Below are 18,902 nucleotides of genomic sequence, written 5' to 3'. Positions count from 1 at the left end.
AGATAGACACTTGAACCGCCCCGGGTTTTCCGGAGGCTGATTACTCCGTTTCAGGCGACTTTATCGAACTCGTTACGCTGTTCATAGAACTTCTCCTCGGCTTCTGCTGGCGGGATGTTTCCGATGGTCTGCAGCAGGCGGCGGTTGTTGAACCAGTCGACCCATTTCAGGGTTTCCCATTCGACGGCATCGGCGGTCAGAGGTGGTTCGGTTCGTTTGAACAGTTTCGAGCCCGGCAGTCTCAAAGCCTCTGTTGTTAGCCAAAGCATCAGGGCTTGTATCGTGCGTATCCAAAGTCCATATATACGTGGCTTACGTTTTTCTTTTTCGACCTGCTGTCTCCTCAATTCGGCGTTCAGTCCCTCGATTCAGACCGACCACGCCGAGTCGCTGCAATGATGCGGGCGACAAGCATTAGGAGACTTCCACCATGGCAAATGGCACAGTAAAATGGTTCAACTCAACCAAAGGTTTTGGCTTTATCGAGCCTGAAGATGGGAAGCGCGACGTGTTCGTGCATATTTCCGCACTTGAGCGTTCCGGCATTAGCGAATTGAAGGACGGCCAGAAGGTTACCTTCGACGTCGAAGCTGGCCGTGACGGACGCGAAAGCGCTTCCAACCTGGCACTCGCATAGCCTGCTACGGGCATCCTTCTGGGGTGCCCGTTTGTTCAGAGGGTTCCCAAGAGCCGTTGGAGAAAAAGTCAGTTGCAAAAGCAGGAATTGACCCGGGCGCTCGTTCAATACCGCGTACCCGATAACAAGCGTAGTGTTTTTGAACTGACAATTACTGTTATCCCTTTTTTCGCACTATGGGGCGCAGCGTGGTTTGCGCTTTCCCTTGGTGTCTGGGTCGCTATTCCACTGGCAATCCTTAACGCTGCATTTCTGGTGCGTCTCTTCATCATCATGCATGATTGTGGTCACGGATCATTTTTTAAAAACCGTACCGTTTGCAATTGGACAGGCCGGGTCTTGGGTGTTCTCGCCCTCACACCTTATGACGTCTGGCGGCAAAGCCACGCGATTCACCACGCCTCAACCGGCAACCTCGATCGGCGCGGGATGGGCGATATCCCTACGTTGACTGTAGAGGAATACCTGAAGCGCAAGCGGGCCGGTCGTGCCGCTTACAGGTTAATCCGGAACCCCTTCTTCCTGTTCTGTATCGTGCCTGTCTACACGTTCTTTCTGCAAAATCGCTTACCCTTTGGTTTCATGCGGTCAGGCTGGCTGTATTGGGCAAGCGCAATGGGAACAAACGCCGCGATTGCGGTGGTCCTGGCCCTGATTTTTTGGACCGGAGGCCTGGATGTGCTGGTTTATGTATTCCTGCCAACCATGATCGTCGCCGCCTCGATTGGTATTTGGCTTTTCTATATTCAACACCAGTTTGAACACACGACATGGGAACGGGAAGAAGAGTGGAACCTTCAGGACGCCGCATTCCATGGAAGTTCTCATTATGCCTTACCAGGCATCCTGCTTTGGTTCTCTGCAAATATTGGCGTTCACCATGTTCACCACCTTGCCAGCCGCATACCGTTTTATCGGCTAAACGAAGTTTTGCGGGACCATTCCGAGTTGGAAAATTGCCAACGTATTACTCTATATGAGAGCCTTCACTGTGCACGATTGCATCTTTGGGACGAAAAAAGCCAGCGCCTGCTGACATTTTCCGAGGCTTTGTCGAACGCCAATAACTACTCAGTGTAGTCTGGCGCGCACCAGATATGCCTCCACAGTGTCACCGCCTAGGGCGCGAATGGCCTCCAGTCGGTGAAGGCCTTCGATCAGCACGAACCTCTTGTTGTCCGCGCGTATCTGGATCGGGGTCTTCTGGCCGTTCTTCAGGATATCTTCGGCCAGCGTCAGAACTTTTTGTTGATCAAGCGTTTTTGCCCGTTTCACAGGTACATAAATCAGGTCGAGCGGATATGGTCGTTTCTCCAACATAAGCTACGTGACCAACCTTTCGTGCATGTGTTCCGATTTAGAGCTCACTTCAAAAGCGGGGGCTGGAACGTGCGTCATAGAACCGAACGAACAGCGTCGCGCAGTTCCTGATGCATAATCCAAGTTGCGGGCTCGTCGTCACTTTCGATGTGAGAAAATGCCAGAACCTGTGCGGCTCCATCATTCTGTGCCGATCCGGCTTCGGGAAGATCCAGCTCCAGATATTCCGCAATCAATAGCCCGATTTTCTTGAAGACCTTGATAGAGGCTTCGCGCGATTTGTAGCCGGCCGCCTGAGACAAGTTACCAATGGTCAGACCGTCCTTGCCCGCGATGGTAAGTGCTTTCAGCAACCTGACCTGCGCAGGGGTGAGCCTGATCTGGCGCAATGCCTCGGCATATTCTCTTTCACTGGGAACGAGGGTTCCGGAGTTTCCCTCAAAACGGCGTTGACCGCTACGCTTCCTGTCTCGTTCTTCGAGAATTTCTTTCAAGGCTTCTATAGCCAATGCTGGTGTTTCTCCAACTGCATCGGCAATCATTGTCTGCGTTTTTGCCGGCGGTTTGGGAAACGCCCGTGCAACACTATCGCCGCTCAGAACGCCGGCCTTGATCAAGTACTTTCCAAACTCTTCCTCAATCACTCCTGATACGTCAGCGTTCCGCGACTTACGAACACTGCGGTCCTGAAATGCTCGTTGTTCCAGACCTCGAGCTGACATCTTTGAACCGGAAAGGGTAATTTGAGGGGTATTTTTGCGCATCAGAGAAACACCACTACAACTATCGCTGCGACAAACACCGCCGATGCAATAGATATCTTTATCCTATTGGACCGGCGACGCGCCTTTTCAGCCTTGATGCTTTTGCCCAGGTTTTCATCAATCGAGTCATTGTTCACGGCTTTGTCCTTCCTGATTTCTCATGCGGCATAGGTTTCCACCAACGCATTGTTATGGCACATTTTCCGTGCACGTATCGTTCTGTCTTGTGAATGGACGATTACATTCCCAACCGTCACCTCTTCGGTTCAAATGAGCGTTGGAAGGAACTTGAATCTTATCGCACCTGTTCCGGTTTGCGCGAAAACCACGTTCGCATTTCCATCCGGAAAAAGTCTCAGGGGCGAGATATGCATCCTGTGGAATTGCCACTGGTTCACAGCTGCTCTCCGCCGCCCTGTAACCTCTGAGGCACACCCATCCATCCGAGCTTCTTTTGTCGCTCAGACGACCGTTTTTTGGGACATCTATTGCAACACAATCCTGGTTTTCTTTACGAAATCCCCAGTTGCAGTGTATTTCCTGCACGCCAAACCGAGTTTCGACGTACCCATTTTGGGGCGAAATCACTTCTTCACACTCTTCTCCGGCACGCTGGAACAGCCGATTGCACGTCCACTGATCTCCGGTTGATGCCAGGTAGGCATTTTCAGGAACTCTTATTTTCTCACAGAGTTCTCCGACATTCTGAAAACCGTGATTGCATTCCCACCCGCGGCCATAGGAGCTACCCGTTAAATATGCGTTTTGGGGTACGTCTGGACTTTGGCAGGATCCGTTTCTGTTTTCGAAACCTTCGTCACAAACCGTTGCACTGGCATTGCCTGCGACTTGGGCAGCAAGCTGCGTTCCTGAGAGCGACACCAAAAGTGTCGAGATCAAACAAAGTATGCAGCGCGTAAACCCAATGAGTGACTGATCCAAACGGAGCCAGAGACCTGATCTATCGGGCATCAAACACGCAATTCATGTGCCAAGTGCTGTTCATGCGGCGCCTTCTTTCCTTGGTCACGCGATGACAGGTGCATGTCCGGTGACAGTTGCAAATGCTTGCGAGGAACGAGCTCATAGCGAAGACCCCAGCGAAACCCGTTCCTATGCTGGGGCACATGCTACAGTTAGTCTGAAGGCCATTGGTTTATCGTAACCGGCAGCATCGCGGCGACGAGATACTTTCACCAATACACTTTTGTGGTTCGTGGCAGCGATAGAGTCAAGGAACTTTCCTTCGTCGCCGTGGCAGCACCGCTAGGGCTGGTAGTATTTGAAACTGCAGGTGACCAAGTTGCCAAACAAGCCTCCGAAAGAAATTAACTGGCACCGGTCTGACGTTGTAAAGATTTGGAGCTGGACCAACAGCGAATACCAACTTTGTCTCGCGTTGCCCTTATCGGGCCTGTGAGCCTCCCCATCTGAATTGGTCTGACCTGCTCCCCTTGGAGTCCGCTTTTATTGGTTAGCTCTGTTCAGGGTTTGGTCCTCTTCTGACCATTGGTGATACTCCCGCGGGGTGAGCCCGTCGAGGCTCGTGTGCGGGCGGTTGCGCGAACTGTGCTACGCGGTGCTCATGGGCGAGGCCGGCACCGCCGCAAGACGTGCCTTTGGCGTCGGCAACGAAATCGCGCGCACCATCGCCTATCTTGCAAACCACCTGAACAAGCAGGTCACCATCGACGATTTGGCCGATCGGGTGGGCATGAGCCGCGCGGTCTTCCATCGGCGTTTCAAGGAAGCCACGACAATGTCGCCGATCCAGTTCGTGAAATCGATGCGGCTGAACAAAGCCGCGATGAAAATCGCCGAGGGAAAGACCGTTTCGGAGGCCGCCTGGGATGTGGGTTACCAAAGCTTCTCCCAGTTCAGCCGCGAGTTCAAACGGATGTATGGCCAGTCACCCCGACAATGGAGCCACGACCGACACGTGGCGACAGGGATAGCCTGAAGCCAAGATTGCGGACCTTGGATTAGGCGATACGAACGGTAGCTTCGTCGGGTTTGCCGAATTCCCTAACAGGCACTCGCAGCGAATGTCCGCAATGCGGGCTGCGACTGCAGAAACCCTGAAGCGCGACCAACGGCAGGTTTGGGCCGTCCTCAAACTATGCAATGGTCCCTATCCTGCGCATTGCTGTAATTGGGGGATCGCGCAGCATCGGTCAAAGTGGGCTCGTAGCCGCCTTGCGGCGGCGCAGCGGCTCAAGCTTGGATGACGGCTCAAAAGCAGCCATTGGAACCGCTCAGAAACTTCAGCCCTGTCATCGGGATAGCAGGAAACCTTGACATTCGCTGCCAGAAGCGGTCGCTCGGCGGGCTCGGTTCGGATGGCTGCAGGGAGCCCAAAATACAAAATGCTTCAACGCGCTTTAAGGTCAGCGATGCGCAGAAAGCAGACTTTGCAAAGTCCGGTTGACCACATTGTCCACCAAAGGCGACAGTTCTGCTTCGCGACTGGGCTATACATAGCCCTCAAAGCGTATTGTTTGCGGGACTTCAGTTGCACCGTTTTCCTGAGCGAGTAGGGCGCGTTTTGACGAAAAGGTAGCAAGCGCAAAAAGAACAAGAAGGGCCTTTATCATCGTAGCGCCTCGGATCCGGGTTTTGAACTTGGGCCGGGGTTCACAAATGATCGCCCTGGCCAGCGTCAGGGCAAACGAGGTAGTTCTTGCCCTGAAACATCGTACTTTCGCCTAATTTAGAAGATCACCGACGATGCCGACGGCATCGACCACGGTAGACAGGTCATTCGTAACTTCGAGGACTTCGTCATCGACCAGAATGTAGCGGTTTCCTTTGCCCGGCTCCCCAAGCTTCCATTTGGAAAGGTCCCCAATATCCTCGAACTCCAGGTCAGATGGGAGCTTGGCACCGCGCGTGTAGCGCTTGATCTGTCCAGGTGGTACAGCTTTTGGGCCTTTGCCGGGTTTGTCTTCTATCTGAATGCTGACATCACCGTTCTTGCCCCCCTTGTTCGGCTTTTTACCCTTGTTGTCTTTGGCATGGGCATCGCTGCCTCCAAGGATGAAAAACACAACTGCTAAGGCCGCAAGAATTCCGTATGCAATCTTCATAGATTGTTCCTTTGCTTCCCAACTTCATTCGACCGGCGTTGAAAATTCCGGCACGCGCTTGATCTCTCTTAGTTGCCCTTTGGCACACCCCTTAGTGACTGCCTTCACCCCGCATTAGAAAACGATCCGGGTTCTTAGACCGAACAGGGTAATCCGGTCCTGATCGGGATTTAGAAGCGGGTCGGAAATGAATTGTACCGATGGCGTGATCTGCAGTCCGGGTGAGATTGAAAAGCGGTAGAAAGCTTCAAACGTGAACTGATCGCCATCTATGCCTCTTGCTTCGGCCCAGTTTAGGCCCAGACCGGCCAAATCGGTGTTGCGACCATAGTAACCGAGACCGGCAGAAATCGACCGTTCATAAAGCGCTGCGGTTCCCTTCGAGGCCCCTGCACGGAAGAACGGCATCCATTTATTGTCAACAAACCATGCGGCGGAAAACGCTGCGCCGTAATCTTCTGGACGGCTACCATCGTCAGCCGCATCCGCATGCCAGAGGGTCAGATGGATATTGTCGAAGTAGATGCGATCAAAGCCGGACGTGTACCCAAGTTCGAGCGACTTGAAGAGATTGCCGTCGCTAAACACATCAAAGTTTGGATCGGACGGGTCGGCGTTTGCGTCTGATACGCTGGCAACGGCGTAGAGGTTCTCGCTCAGCTTTACCCCACCGGCAATACCAAGGCCTTGGTTGGGCGTGTTGATTGTCGGGTTGGTATTGAAAGACAGGTTTTGAAAACCACTGTAGGGGCTTACCAACCCGTAGATATCCACAAAGTCCGTTACATCAATCTGGCCGACTTGCAGCGCCCACGACCCATTCTCAGCCCTTTGGGTCCAGAACAAATTGGTCAGAAGCAAACCGTTTTCATTGAAGGCTGTTCCCGTGATTGAAAGGGCTCCGCCATCCAGCCCGAGAAATTGCGGAGCAACGTCAGTATAACTGTGCCTGTCTTCGATCTTGAATGTCAGAGACCCCCGTTCAGTTGCCTGCCAACTGCCGTAGAACCGCGCAATTCCGCTGGCTGCTTCGCCGGTTCCCAGATCAGCATCCGTGGTTTGGCCCAATGCCAGGTAGTCAATGTTGAACCGAAAACCACCCTCAGCCAGTCGGTCTTTCCACTGAAACCAACCCGGTGCGATGTTGCGTGGAAAATCGGAACGATATTGCGGATCGGTGAGCCCGTCTCCGGGCGCAAGATCGGCTTCGACTGAAGATGGCCCGGATAGTCCCTGAGCCGACGCTGCGCCAGCAAATGCAAGGCTCAATGCGGCAACCAGAAGTCTTATCATTTTGACGCCTGTGCCCCACCGGTCTTGCGATTTCCTGCCGCGCGGATGCGATCAGCAGCACGCTGCTTCCATTCCAACCTGTCTGCCTCGGTTTCCAGAGTTTCGACACGTTCCGCCTCTAGCTGGAAAGTCGCATTCATAGGCATGAGGCCATCCACAACCATCATATTATGAACGGAAGGATCGATAGTCAGCGTGCCTGTCAGCCGAACGGGTTCGTGGAAATAGCTAGGCGCCCAGTCCCCGTTCAACCGCACACGGATCATCTGGTTAGGCGGAGGTGGAGGCATGTGGCTGCACATCCCTCTTTCTGGCACCAAATACGCCACAGGCCGGCCGTCCGGATCGCTCGGAGCAGGAATGGCAAAGCCCGCGAGTGTGATTGTTCGGCCGTCGAATTGCGGGTTTCCGCTCGTTCCAGCCTTTCTTCGACGTTCAGTCACAACCTCGCGCTGATCGAGTAACCAGTCGACGTCAATTCCGTCTGACACCAAGGCGTCTTCGGTCTCTGCTAAATGCAATTGCCATTTCTGCCGTTCTTCGGCGCTGCCAACCTCCTGCTGCAACCTGCCGCGTATACGCACAACGAAAAGAACATCGTCGAACTGTTCAGGGCTGAGATCACGATAGGGGTCATCAAAGACCTGCGCAGACGGATCTAGCAGGTCTGCCCAGTCCAACGCGGTTCCAGGCGTCGCCGCAGCATCATAACCGCACAAAACCAACCCTGCGAATACTGCGGAGCAAAACCAATTTCGCATGAATGCTCTCCGGCTGCCTTATCTGGTCAATCCAGTGTGTTTTTGTAGATCACACCGTCCTTCATGATCAGGCGGATTGTTTCTGGGCTTTCAGGCCTCGGGTCGGCCCCAAACCATTGATCGCCCGTACCAACCACCGAGAAATCTTCGAGCGGATTACCGTCGATCAGCAGGATATCCGCATAGGCGCCTTCCTCGATCACACCGAGCTTGCCAGCCGTGTAAGGGTTCGAAAAATCGCCTGACAAAGCTACGACCTCACCGCCGATTGACGTAAGTGTCACCATCGACTGGTACGGTCCGAAGAACTCGTTATTGAGATGTTTTTCATAAGCAATCTGGATGTTGCATGCTTCCACTGATCCCACGCAATCGGTCTGAAAGCCGCGTTTTACCGGGCATTCCTTCATATTCGGAATGTAGTTCGCGAAAGTCGCGGACGCCGATATCGCTTTCGCGAGGCTCTTGGGCTCGTTCTTGACCGATGGGATATCCAACAAACCCGGATCAAAAGCCGTGAGGTTAGTCGTTATGTAAGCCCCTTTCTCGTTCATAATCTCGGCAATCTCGCAATCGAAGGAGAAGCCGTGTTCAATGGACATTACACCGGCCTCAAGGGCGTTCATGATTGCTTCCTTGCGGTAAGAATGCGCCATGACATAGGTGCCGTATTCGTTGGCAACCTGAACGGCAGCTTCGATTTCTTCCTTGGAGCCGGCGAGCAACTGCCATGGGTCAAACGCCGAGATCACCCCACCCGACTGCATGAATTTCAGCTGTGTCGCCCCCATGCGCATGTTATTACGACCATACAGGTAGACATCATCGACACCGCTGACTTGTTGCGCCATGTTCAGATTACCGAAGTTGGTCTGTCCGCCCGGCGGCGAGGTGAAGGATGCGAAGTCAGCGTGGCCGCCGCGTGTCCCGAGGAACGCGCCTGACGCATAGTGACGTGGACCGACGATCTGTCCGGCGTCGATGGCCCTCCGCAGACCGCCGTTGGCGCCGCCAGCATCTCTTACAGTCGTAAATCCTTGCATCAGGTACATCTCGGCCATCCTGGTTCCATGGATGCCAAAATCCTCCCAGGTCGAGTTCGTTTCCATGGAAGCGATAGACGGTCCCATGAGCATGAGGTGTGCGTGAAGCTCAATGAAGCCCGGTGTGAGTGTCCTACCGCCGCCATCGATCACCTCCGCATTGGGGGCATCGATCGCATCAGTTGAGACGACCTTGATAAGGTTGCCCTCAACCAGAACGCTTGCATTTTCGATCCGCTGTTCATTCACACCGTCGAAGACATGCACGTTGGTAAACAGCGTTTGGGGTTCTTCTTGATCCTGAGCCTGCGCGGTCGCCGAAAAAGAAAGAACTGCCGCGACAATTGCCGTCGAGCAAAGAGACATTCGTAAGCCGGACATAAGTACTCCCTTCATATTCATGTTTTGCCAACTATAGTCTGGAATTCATTGGCTCGGTTGCCCCTTTTGAATTAGGATGTACGAATGTGACTGCAAAAATGGCCACTTCTTAAAGCTAATCCAACAAGGGTTATGAGCTTGCCTTTCAACTCCACCTCCCGAGAGCATAGCGAGGGCTTTGTTCGCCTCTCTTTAGCCGCTCCCTTTCTGCAATATCTCACCGAACGTAAGATCAATCCGCAACCAGCATTGGATCAGGTCGGCTTGAAAGCTGAACTGATGACTAACCCATCCGTGTTCGTTCACTCCGAGTTGGTTTACGGCTTGGTAAATGCTTTCTCAGAAGTATCAGGGGATCGATACCTAGGACTGAATGTAGGGGAAGCGTTTGACCTACAAGGATGGCCGCCCTTCGCTCAAGCCTTGCAATCTACAAAAACGCTGTTCGAGTTTTTTACCCGCTTTGTTGAGCTCGTGCCGCAGGAGTCCAATTCTGTGCGGCACAGCCTTGTCATTGAAGCAGACAAAGCGACTTATCGTATCGAGAGGCAACAGGAACCAACCGTCCCACCCATTCAGGTGACCGGTTTTGGTGCCGCAATCTATGTACGCCTATTGCAGACCGTCGTCGGAGAGTCCTGGGACTCTTCCCGTGTGCGATGGGAAAGCAGATACATCAATGGGCTGCCTATCGACTACAAAGGGATCGAGGTTGGCCTTGGGACTGATCCCGGAATGCAAATTAGTTTTCCTGTGGAATGGTTGTTTTTGCACCACGTCTCTGAGGGTTCTGCCAAGCCCATAGCATCACTTCGACAAGATGAAGAAGTAACCGTGGTGGCAGCTTTGCGATCTGTCTTACGCGACAAACTGGATGAAACCGATTTGGGACCAGAGATGGTGGCTGGAATGCTGGGAATACAACCGGAACGGTTTCTGAAAGCGCTTCAAAAACAAGGCACAACGCTACCGCGCGAAATCAAACGGCTGCGTATCGATGTCGCCAAGGAGCACCTCAAACAAAACCAGATGACAATTGCAGAGATCGGACTGATGCTCGGCTATTCTGACAAGTCCCATTTCACTCGCTTTTTTCGAGGTCAGACCGGAATGACACCGACCAAGTTCCGAAGCAAGTAAATGTGGTCGAGCCAAATGAACGCTTCGAAGATTAGGTCCTCGTGGGATCAGTTCGGAGAAGTTGTAGTGCGACGTTGAACAGGTTAGTCGACGACATGAATGGTTGGTTGCCACCGCCGATACAACCTCTGCAACTGGCCGTTTCGTTGTGTATTTCGGAGTTAGCAAAGCTTGGTTGCGAAGGTCCGCTTCGGGCTGCGTGCGGCCAATCATGCTAACAGCAGACAACGATGGCACCGAGCCCAATTCAGTCGTTTACAGCAGACAACATGATTTCCTGAACGTCGCGCATGTCCTAGTCAATGGCTTGGTGCAAAACTGAAAAGCGTGATTGTGAATGCCTGCTTCAGGCTGGGACCAGCCAATCATGCTTGCTGCGGAGAACGGCAACACTGAGCCCACTTTGACCGATGCTGCGCGATCCCCCAATTACAGCAATGCGCAGGATAGGGACCATTGCATAGTTTGAGGACGGCCCAGACCTGCCGTTCACTCGTAGCACGGCATGCTGCGGTGCGGCCCGCCGAACCTGATATTCGCTGCAACGGCTAAATCTGCGGATTGGCGAATTACACAGTGCGGACCCAACCGCCGGTGCCCGGCTATGGGTGAAGGCCGGCTTTGGATAGCCGTGTCCAATTAAAACCCATCAATAGGACCATTCTCACAGCCAAGGTCGTCGAAACGGACTTGAGTATGGTGGCCGAACTGGCAGCATAGATCAATGGAACAGAAACCTCCGGCCAGATCGGCAGAAAATCTGACAACGGTCGAGGACGCGTTGGGTAGCACATCATCCCTCATGATCCCTCATGGTGTATGAAAATTTTTTCAAGTTGCAATTCGAAATCTGGGCTTGTCTCATGCGAGAGTGTCACCGCGTGTCGAAAGGCTGACGAGATCAGAACCAACTCGAGATGGGGAACAGCCGAGTGGACACCGTCGAAATCAAATCCTTGTATCGAGCCTCGGGCACATCGCTTGCACCGAAGCTGCGCAGATTACCTGCAATGGTAGCTCTCTTTGCAGCCACCATTGCACCACCTGCCAAAGCTCAGGAAGACCTCAGCGAGATCAACAACGGAACAAATCCAACGCTGCTCACGACGCAGTTTGGGCTTCAGTATCAGTTCAACCAGATCAATTCCGACCTGAACACCGGTCTGTTCGAGGCCTTCTATACGCAGCCTTTTGGTGAGGGTGGGAAACGGGCCTTCCGGATCACCGTGCCCGGATCGGACAGCCCGTTCAACGCAAACCCCATCTTCGGCGGAAAGCCAGGGGTTGAATTCACGCTGGGCGACATCAGCGTTACCTACATTGACGTTTTTTACCTTACCGAGAAAAACGGGGCCGCTTTCACTTTTGAACTGTTTCTGGACACAGCAGAAACCGAAGCCGCCGGCTATGGTCAATTTGCCGGTGAAACCTCGGCCTTCTACGCGTGGTTTCTCAACAACGGAGCAATTTTCGCCCCGGCCTGGGTTCAGACATTCGGACTGGAGGGCGGAAATGATCAAGGTCAGAATGTGAACACTACCACGATCGACTTCTACTATGTTCCCAAGCTGAAAAATCCGCGTTTCTACCTGACCTTCGACCCGGCCATCATCCACGATTGGGAAACGGACGCGACGTTCGGCAGCCTACAGGTGACCGCGGGCATGCTGACGGGCAAGGCATTTGGCGGTGACGGTCAAGTGTTCATCAAGCCTGGCATTCTGTTTGGCGGCGACAGGCCGGCAGAGTGGTCTGTCCAGGTTGGATATAAGGTGCTGAACTTCTGATGCGGGGCGATGTCACTGTTGACTTCTTGGGTCTGCTCACGCCCTCATGTGACTGAACATTTCAGTGCCACGGAAGCACAAGAAAGCCCAGCGGGTCCACTCACCGCGATCCGCTATTTTTTTTGAAAACCCAGGCTGCGCACCCCAAAACAGTTTTGCGCGACCAAAACCAAATTCATTCATCGCTTGAAAATGAGGATGTACATCATGACCAACAGATCACTCACCTATCTGCTCTGCACGACGCTCGCCGCGACTCCGGTCAGCGTTCTGGCGCATGAGGCCAACCATGAGGTCGTCCCGGCCGGTGTCGTCGGTGAAATTGAAACCACCAACGTAAAGATGAAATTCGACAGTGTCCTGATCAGGGGGGCACAGGTCTTCAACGGGTGTGACGAAGAGCTCGCGGATGTTGACGTTCTGATTTCCGGTCAGTTGATCTCCGCCATTGGTTCCGATCTTGAGGCACCCGAAGGCGCTTTCGAGATCGATGCCGAGGGCTACACGCTCATCCCCGGCCTGATCGACGCGCATTGGCATGGGGTCTTTGCCGAAGCGACGATCGCGCAACTGGCCCTGACGGGCGAGGGCTACTGGAACCTTTTGGCTGCCAAGGCCCAGAACAACGCGCTGTCGCGCGGGTTCACAACAGTGCGTGACGTGGCCGGACCGATGTTCGACATCGCGCGCGCAACGAACGAGGGGCTGATCGACGGGCCGCGGGTCTTTCCATCCGGGCCAGCCTTGTCAATCACCGCCGGCCACCAGGATTTCCGGATTACGCGGGAAGTGCCTCAGGCCATCGGCGATCTTCATTCGTTCGAGACGAACAACATGTTCTACATCACCGACGGCGTTCCGGATGTGCTGAAACGTGTGCGCGAGAACCTGATGCAGGGCGCGACGCACATCAAGCTGATGGCGGGTGGCGGTGTGACCTCAGCATATGACCCGATCCACACGATCCAGTTCACGGACGAGGAATTCCAGGCCGCTGTCGAAGCCACCGAAGCCTGGGGCACCTATGTGACGACCCATGCGATCAATGATGAAGCGGTTCGGCATTCGATCGAGAATGGCGCGCGCAGCGTCGAGCACGGCCACATGGCCACCCGTGAGACCCTGCAGATGATGAAAGACAAGGGCGTCTGGCTCAGCATGCAGCCTTTCCTTGATGACGAGGATGCGCCGGCCCTGAACGAGTTCCAGAAAGCCAAGTACAAGTTTGTCACCGACGGCACCGACTTCGTTTACAAGACCGCCAAGGATCTGGGCATGAAGATCGCCTTCGGTACCGATACGCTGTTCAGCGCGGATCTTGCCGAACGTCAGGGTGCCGTCTTGGCCAAGATGGAACGTTGGTTCACGCCGTATGAAACGCTTAAAATGGCAACCTGTGACAACGCCGAGCTGCTGAAGATGTCGGGCGACCTGACGCCCTACCCACTGGGCCCGCTCGGAGTGATCGAGGAAGGCGCCTATGCGGACATGATCCTCGTCAACGGCAATCCTCTGGAGGATCTGCAGTTGATCGGCGATGCCAAGGCGAACTTCGGCATGATCATGAAGGACGGCACCATCTACAAGTTCGACATGGAGTGACCGGTCATGCGTGGCCGAAAGCTGACTACCTTTGCTTTCGTCCTCGCGGCTTCGGTCGCGGGGGCGCGGGACGCCCCCTGTCCTATTAACAATACACACACTAATGTCCTTGACGGGTTGTCCGCGGAGATGATCGACGTCACCAGTTTCGTCACCGACGGAGGCCTGATCCTGGTTGTCGTCAACCCTCTCGAGGATTTGAGACTGGCCGCCAACCCGTGGGGAAACATTGATCTGATCATGATGGGCAGCGTCAAATTCAAGAACGCGGTGTGACATGGAAAGGCCTGCTATGGACGCGCAACAAGTCATCACCTTTTTCGGGCGTATGGTGCTCTTGCTGTTGCTTGTGCTGGGGCTGCACCCTTCGACCGCGCTGGCCGATGCGCCAGCGCATGTGGTCTGGGATGATCTGGCGCCGTCAACGGCGCCTTATGACGATCCGTTCCTCGAGATGTCCTACAAGCAGAAGGATGACCTGCGAACGATCCTGGATGCCGCGCGCCGCGTGGATGACGCCGAACTCGGCCAGCGGGCACAGGAGGCGCGTGTGCGGCTGCGCGACCAAGGCTTTGACGCGGACGAGCTTTTGACCCAGCGCCTTGTGGTGATGGAGAAACGGCGCGAAGAGGCGACCGGCGTAACCGGGCAGTATCTCGGGCACGAAGTTTCGCTTGATGGATACGTCCTGCCGCTGCGCGGGGATAACGGGCGCGTATTCAGTTTTCTGCTGGTGCCGTGGGTAGGGGCCTGCATTCACACTCCGCCGCCGCCGCCCAACCAGATGGTCCGTGTCGATGTGCCTGAAGGCATTGAAATAGACGAAGCGTTTCACGCAATTCGGCTCCGTGGCGTTCTGGAACATAAACCGTCTGTCAGCAACCTGTTCCTCGTCGACGGGCAGAGGATGGTCGAAGCATCCTACTCATTGAAAGAGGCACAGGTTTGGGGCGTACCGGGTGAAATCAAGGCGTCTGCCGCTGCGCCTGTTCAGGGCAATATCGTGGTCCGAACCCAGGCCTGGATCAGCAATCTCTTCACAACATCAATGACGTCGATGGATCAGGGCAAGTCGCTGGCGACGGTAGCGTTCGCTCTTCTTGTCGCGTTTCTTTATGGGGTCCTGCACACGCTTGGGCCGGGGCACGGCAAGGCCGTCGTGATTTCCTATTTCGTCGGTGAAGGGGGTAGCCTGCGCCGCGGTGTCGGGATGGGAGTTCGCATCGCCATCGTACACGTGTTCTCGGCCGTTGCGGCTGTTTTCCTGCTCGACCTTGCGATCCGGCAAACCACCGGCGGGGCACCATCCGATTACCGGCTCATCCGGCTGGGCAGCTATGCGCTGATCATTGCAATTGGCCTTTGTATGCTTTGGAAAAGCCTTCGGACAATTCATGACCTCCGAAGAACGGCGTCAACAGCCCATGAACACGGGCCGCATCACAGGCACCCGAATGACGACAATACCCACAGCGGCTGCGCTGCCTGCGCAACTGCCAAAAAATCGTCCAGAGGAACTGACGGATGGCTTGCGACAGCGGTGGGTATTGTGCCCTGTACCGGCGCGCTGATCGTAATGCTGGTTGGATTTGCAAATGACCTTGTGTGGCCGGCGCTCACCATGGTGAGCGCGATCTCGCTGGGCATGGCGATCTCCATGTCTCTGATCGGCGTAGCGGCCATCTGGGGGCGCGCAAAGGTTGCGCAGCGGATCGGTTCGAATGCAGCCACCCACCAACGCTTTGAAAGCGTTGCCCAAGTCGCCGGTGCGACCTGTGTGACCGTGGTCGGAGTGCTATTGTTCGTCACGTCATGGAGTGCGCCCGTTCAACCGCTCGCATCCCAGACGGGCCCGGTGGAGAAACCACAAGAAAAGACTTTGTCCGCGCTTAGGGATTGAAAGCCGAGAAGGCCTTTCTGGGTGTGCCTTGTACGCACTATCTCTGGGCAGGACGGGCCGCAGGTCGCGGGAATGAAGGTCCCCTTTTGCGATCTCATCTGTTACACGCTGTACGGCCGCGAATTCACACTTTCCGCCCAACGTGCTGATCAAGCATGACCGCTTTGGGCTGATTGCCTCCATCGTTCTCGGCAATGGGAGCGGCGGATTTGTCCGCAACTCGGTCATAGACCCTCCAAGCTTTGCTGCGCCCACAACGAATGGCCGCTTTTAAGGCTGCGTTGCAGCGCAGCGCTTGGATCAATCAAGGCAACTTTTTTGCTGCATGAGCGAAGGGCGCGATTTCAATCCGGCGGCTCTGGGCTCGTAGCTGTCATTTGTTGCATTCGCCATGAGCAACCGCTGTGCGGACAAAGCTGCCGCGACTCATCTGTCCACCAAGGACAGCAAGCTACTCAAAGCTGACAACGCTTTCCGACGTTTCACAGAACTCGAAAGATTGACACTTCACATCCCTTGGATATTTGCGAGTCGCGCAGGATAGAGGGATAAAAAATAGAAAGACGCTCCATAACGTCAACCGGTTTCGTTTTGACCAGATGCTGGTAGTGATTGAACTGGTACGAACACTGGCAAAGCCATAAGGCTTGTCTCAAGTACCATGGCATTTTGTGATGCGGTGCAGCGAGTGACTGCTGTCATAAGGAAATTGCGACTTAATAATTGAATCTAAGACCGATCCCGGCGGCTTGGTCATAGGGTCGATCAGCACCAATCCCGATCAGCACATCTGCATAGAGGGCCATTCCGGGGCTCAGGTTCTTTCCGATCTGGAATTCTGCGGTCGCGGGCCAGGCGTCATTCTCCCAATCATAGGGCGCTTTGATATCCGCTTTGATCCAATACCCCTCACCAAATGGCTGAAGTGCAATTAGGCGCATCGCGGTTTGGTTGACATCGGTCGGTCCATTGTAAGATGCGAAATGCTGGACCAGCGGGATCAGTGTCAGCCCACTTTTTGTGTTTGCAAAAGCGAAGCCTCCGAACGGAGCAATTTGATCAGACCCGGTGCCTATGCCTTCATCGGGGTCGCCAAAATCAAGTATCCATTCAAAACCAAGCGCGGATTTTACAGCCCATGTGTCATGCAAGAGGTTTTGGGAAGGGAAGTAGATCAGCTTGAAGCTGGTCTTCTCGAACCCATTGAACCTCTGTCCCGTCACATTCGTTGAATTGTAATGTAGTTCGTATTTTAGCTTCAGATCGGGGCGCAGCATGTATGCACCATCGATGAACATGTCCTGACGGTCTGCCCCCCCTTCCAGATCGAAATACTGATAGCGAGTGTCCGTGTTGTTAACCGCCGCCAGTGGATTTGACGCGTTTTCCTCAGCTTTGGTGGTAGAAGCCACTACGAGCATCGCCAAGGATAAGACTGCCAGATGAAAGGTGATGCGGGTCATAGTACACCTTGGAAAAATTCATGCGACCAGTCAGACGGCGGTGTATCGGCACCGCCGTCTCAAGTTCGTCATTGCCAGCTTGAAAAGACTTCTCGGGCCAATTCGCTTTCGGGCCTGAGATTTTCAATTCCTTCATAAGGGACACCCTTGCCGAGCGGTTTGTGAGGGTGCTTCACGATGGTTTTCTGATGGCGCTTTACCATGTCTTGGAAAGACGCCCCGGACCACAGTGAATACCCGACAAGCGGATGTTCTTCACGGGGATCGCGATAGACATTGAAGACAGGGGCCGCCGCGCCTGGCTGACCGGGGGCTGGCAGATGCATCTTGAACTCTTGCTTCACCACCGAACGCAATACTGGCCCTTCGTACACATAGACGTAATCGCGGCGCGAATTGCCTTCTCCCTCGAGCAACAATGCCGTCTGATCGATGCCATCAATCACCCGGTCGCGTGGAATGTGGTCTGTCGCGCCTGCGATCCGGGCAAATGTAGAAAACAAATCCGAGACATGAACGATGTCACCTGCCGCACTGCCCGCTTCGATTGCACCGGGCCACCGGATGAACGCATCAGTTCTCACACCGCCTTCAAGGTGCTGTGTCTTTCCACCGCGATAGATCAGTTGGTTTAGGCCGGAAGTCCCCTCATAATGATACATCAAGCCATTGTCAGCCATGATCATGACGACGGTGTTATCCGCCTTGCCGGTTTCATCCAGCTTGGCCAAAACCTCGCCGATCCAACCGTCTAGAACCTGCAATTTGTCCGCATGGAAGCCGCCGTTGCGAGATACGGCCTGCTCAGGATAAGCAAAGTTCAGCGGATAGAGTGGCCAGTATTGCATAAAGAATGGCGCGTCCTGCGAAGCCAGCCGCTCCAGCTGCTCCAATGCTTGAAGCTGATAGCGCAAGTTCATTTCCTCGTATTTCGCTTGGGTCCATTCTTCGCCGGGCTCCATTTCGACTTCGCGAGCCAGACCACCCGCTTCACCTTCTACGCCGGTCACAAGGCCATAGGGTTTGAACCGCTCGTCCAATTGAAATTGGTTGGACTGCCCTGACCAATGGTAACCAAGCATATTGTTGGCGACCATCGCATCACGTGTCATCAAGCTCAGCTGAACCTGCTGATGCAAGGGAAAAGCCGCCCAGTCGAAGCCCTGATTGTGCGGATAGGCCTGTTCAATATCGCCTTGGTGCCATTTCCCGACGTGCGCGGTGTTGTACCCTACTTCCTTAAGGATTTCGGCGATGGTGACCTCCTCGGACGCAAGACCTTCGCCGACCAGGGCGACCTTGACCTCTTCCACGCCCGCGCGCACCGGATGTCGACCGGTCAACATCGCCGTTCGAGTCGGTGTGCAGGATGGCTCCGTGTACATTCGCATCAAAGACATGCCTTCTGTGGCAAAGTCATTGATGTTGGGCGTATCGAAACCGGTGACATAGTTCATCGTCCGGTTGCCCATTTGACCGAAACTCACATCGTCAATCAGAATGTAGAGAATGTTGGGTGGTTGTCCTCCATTCGCGCCACGGATCTCGGCAAGCTTAACTTCTACCTCCGCATCCTGAGCATCCCATTGCTCGCCAAACTGCGCGCGGAGAAACTCGAACTCGCCGTCGTGTATGATAGGCGCTTCTTGGGCAAAACCCGCGCCAGAAATCAGCACCATGGCTGTGGCATGTTTCAATATTGATCTCATCGGTTTCCCTTCCCCT

General features: G+C 54.4%; 17 protein-coding genes and 1 pseudogene. 8 read left to right on the top strand and 10 right to left on the bottom strand.

Annotation, left to right across the window (positions count from 1 at the left end):
• Nucleotides 1-50 precede the first annotated feature (50 nt).
• Nucleotides 51-191 (bottom strand): annotated as a pseudogene (locus ACR0DA_RS03105) (IS3 family transposase); the annotation flags it as partial.
• Between the two features lie 239 nt (nt 192-430).
• On the opposite strand from ACR0DA_RS03105, the gene ACR0DA_RS03100 reads away from it, so the two are divergent.
• Both ACR0DA_RS03100 and ACR0DA_RS03095 read left to right on the top strand, forming a co-directional pair.
• A complete protein-coding gene (locus ACR0DA_RS03100; RefSeq protein WP_170357379.1) occupies nt 431-637 on the top strand; it encodes a cold-shock protein in 207 nt (68 codons plus the stop codon).
• A 72-nt stretch (nt 638-709) separates the two neighbouring features.
• The gene (locus ACR0DA_RS03095; protein ID WP_170357378.1) at nt 710-1,717 is read left to right on the top strand and encodes a fatty acid desaturase; all 1,008 of its coding nucleotides are present in this window, start codon (nt 710-712) and stop codon (nt 1,715-1,717) included.
• On the opposite strand, the gene ACR0DA_RS03090 is transcribed toward ACR0DA_RS03095, so the two are convergent.
• The 3 genes from ACR0DA_RS03090 to ACR0DA_RS03080 form a co-directional block, all read right to left on the bottom strand.
• Entirely contained in the window at nt 1,709-1,957 is a 249-nt protein-coding gene (locus tag ACR0DA_RS03090) for a ParB N-terminal domain-containing protein (protein WP_170357377.1), read from the bottom strand. The two genes, ACR0DA_RS03095 and ACR0DA_RS03090, sit on opposite strands and share 9 nt — an antisense overlap.
• A gap of 74 nt (nt 1,958-2,031) precedes the next feature.
• Entirely contained in the window at nt 2,032-2,721 is a 690-nt protein-coding gene (locus ACR0DA_RS03085) for a hypothetical protein (RefSeq protein WP_170357376.1), read from the bottom strand.
• Nucleotides 2,721-2,858: a hypothetical protein gene (locus ACR0DA_RS03080; protein WP_170343549.1), complete on the bottom strand. Its 138-nt coding sequence runs from the start codon at nt 2,856-2,858 to the stop codon at nt 2,721-2,723. The genes ACR0DA_RS03085 and ACR0DA_RS03080 overlap by 1 nt, the downstream gene beginning before the upstream one ends.
• Nucleotides 2,859-4,306: 1,448 nt before the next feature.
• Between ACR0DA_RS03080 and ACR0DA_RS03075 the strand changes: the two genes are divergently transcribed.
• Nucleotides 4,307-4,681 (top strand): helix-turn-helix domain-containing protein, encoded by a 375-nt coding sequence (locus tag ACR0DA_RS03075; RefSeq protein WP_254429037.1) that lies wholly within the window; start codon nt 4,307-4,309, stop codon nt 4,679-4,681.
• Between the two features lie 745 nt (nt 4,682-5,426).
• On the opposite strand, the gene ACR0DA_RS03070 is transcribed toward ACR0DA_RS03075, so the two are convergent.
• From ACR0DA_RS03070 to ACR0DA_RS03055, 4 genes are all read right to left on the bottom strand, one after another.
• On the bottom strand, nt 5,427-5,807 hold the full coding sequence (locus ACR0DA_RS03070; RefSeq protein WP_170337130.1) for a hypothetical protein: 381 nt from the start codon (nt 5,805-5,807) through the stop codon (nt 5,427-5,429).
• A 114-nt stretch (nt 5,808-5,921) separates the two neighbouring features.
• On the bottom strand, nt 5,922-7,100 hold the full coding sequence (locus ACR0DA_RS03065; RefSeq protein ID WP_480752913.1) for a carbohydrate porin: 1,179 nt from the start codon (nt 7,098-7,100) through the stop codon (nt 5,922-5,924).
• Complete coding sequence (locus tag ACR0DA_RS03060) at nt 7,097-7,861, bottom strand: DUF3299 domain-containing protein (RefSeq protein WP_170357374.1); 765 nt, start codon at nt 7,859-7,861, stop codon at nt 7,097-7,099. The genes ACR0DA_RS03065 and ACR0DA_RS03060 overlap by 4 nt, the downstream gene beginning before the upstream one ends.
• 26 nt (nt 7,862-7,887) lie before the next feature.
• The gene (locus tag ACR0DA_RS03055) at nt 7,888-9,285 is read right to left on the bottom strand and encodes an amidohydrolase family protein (protein ID WP_170343535.1); all 1,398 of its coding nucleotides are present in this window, start codon (nt 9,283-9,285) and stop codon (nt 7,888-7,890) included.
• A gap of 132 nt (nt 9,286-9,417) precedes the next feature.
• Between ACR0DA_RS03055 and ACR0DA_RS03050 the strand changes: the two genes are divergently transcribed.
• The 5 genes from ACR0DA_RS03050 to ACR0DA_RS03030 all read left to right on the top strand — a co-directional run bounded on the left by ACR0DA_RS03050 (nt 9,418) and on the right by ACR0DA_RS03030 (nt 15,714).
• On the top strand, nt 9,418-10,425 hold the full coding sequence (locus ACR0DA_RS03050) for a helix-turn-helix domain-containing protein (RefSeq protein WP_170357373.1): 1,008 nt from the start codon (nt 9,418-9,420) through the stop codon (nt 10,423-10,425).
• A gap of 932 nt (nt 10,426-11,357) precedes the next feature.
• A complete protein-coding gene (locus tag ACR0DA_RS03045) occupies nt 11,358-12,212 on the top strand; it encodes a hypothetical protein (protein ID WP_170369649.1) in 855 nt (284 codons plus the stop codon).
• 207 nt (nt 12,213-12,419) lie between these two features.
• Nucleotides 12,420-13,814 carry a metal-dependent hydrolase family protein gene (locus ACR0DA_RS03040; protein ID WP_217353715.1) on the top strand — a complete coding sequence of 465 codons (1,395 nt, stop codon included), beginning with the start codon at nt 12,420-12,422 and terminating at the stop codon, nt 13,812-13,814.
• A 129-nt stretch (nt 13,815-13,943) separates the two neighbouring features.
• A complete protein-coding gene (locus tag ACR0DA_RS03035) occupies nt 13,944-14,090 on the top strand; it encodes a hypothetical protein (RefSeq protein ID WP_170371463.1) in 147 nt (48 codons plus the stop codon).
• A gap of 16 nt (nt 14,091-14,106) precedes the next feature.
• Nucleotides 14,107-15,714, top strand: a complete 1,608-nt coding sequence (locus ACR0DA_RS03030; protein WP_170598323.1) for a HoxN/HupN/NixA family nickel/cobalt transporter — start codon at nt 14,107-14,109, stop codon at nt 15,712-15,714.
• A 716-nt stretch (nt 15,715-16,430) separates the two neighbouring features.
• Here ACR0DA_RS03030 and ACR0DA_RS03025 read toward each other — a convergent pair.
• Together ACR0DA_RS03025 and ACR0DA_RS03020 are read right to left on the bottom strand one after the other, a co-directional pair.
• A complete protein-coding gene (locus ACR0DA_RS03025) occupies nt 16,431-17,177 on the bottom strand; it encodes a hypothetical protein (protein ID WP_480752911.1) in 747 nt (248 codons plus the stop codon).
• A gap of 68 nt (nt 17,178-17,245) precedes the next feature.
• A complete protein-coding gene (locus tag ACR0DA_RS03020) occupies nt 17,246-18,874 on the bottom strand; it encodes a sulfatase-like hydrolase/transferase (protein ID WP_254434999.1) in 1,629 nt (542 codons plus the stop codon).
• Nucleotides 18,875-18,902: the final 28 nt, after the last annotated feature.

The sequence above is a fragment of the Ruegeria sp. CI8 genome, from assembly GCF_056536865.1.
This window is presented reverse-complemented; position numbering and strand designations above follow the sequence as displayed.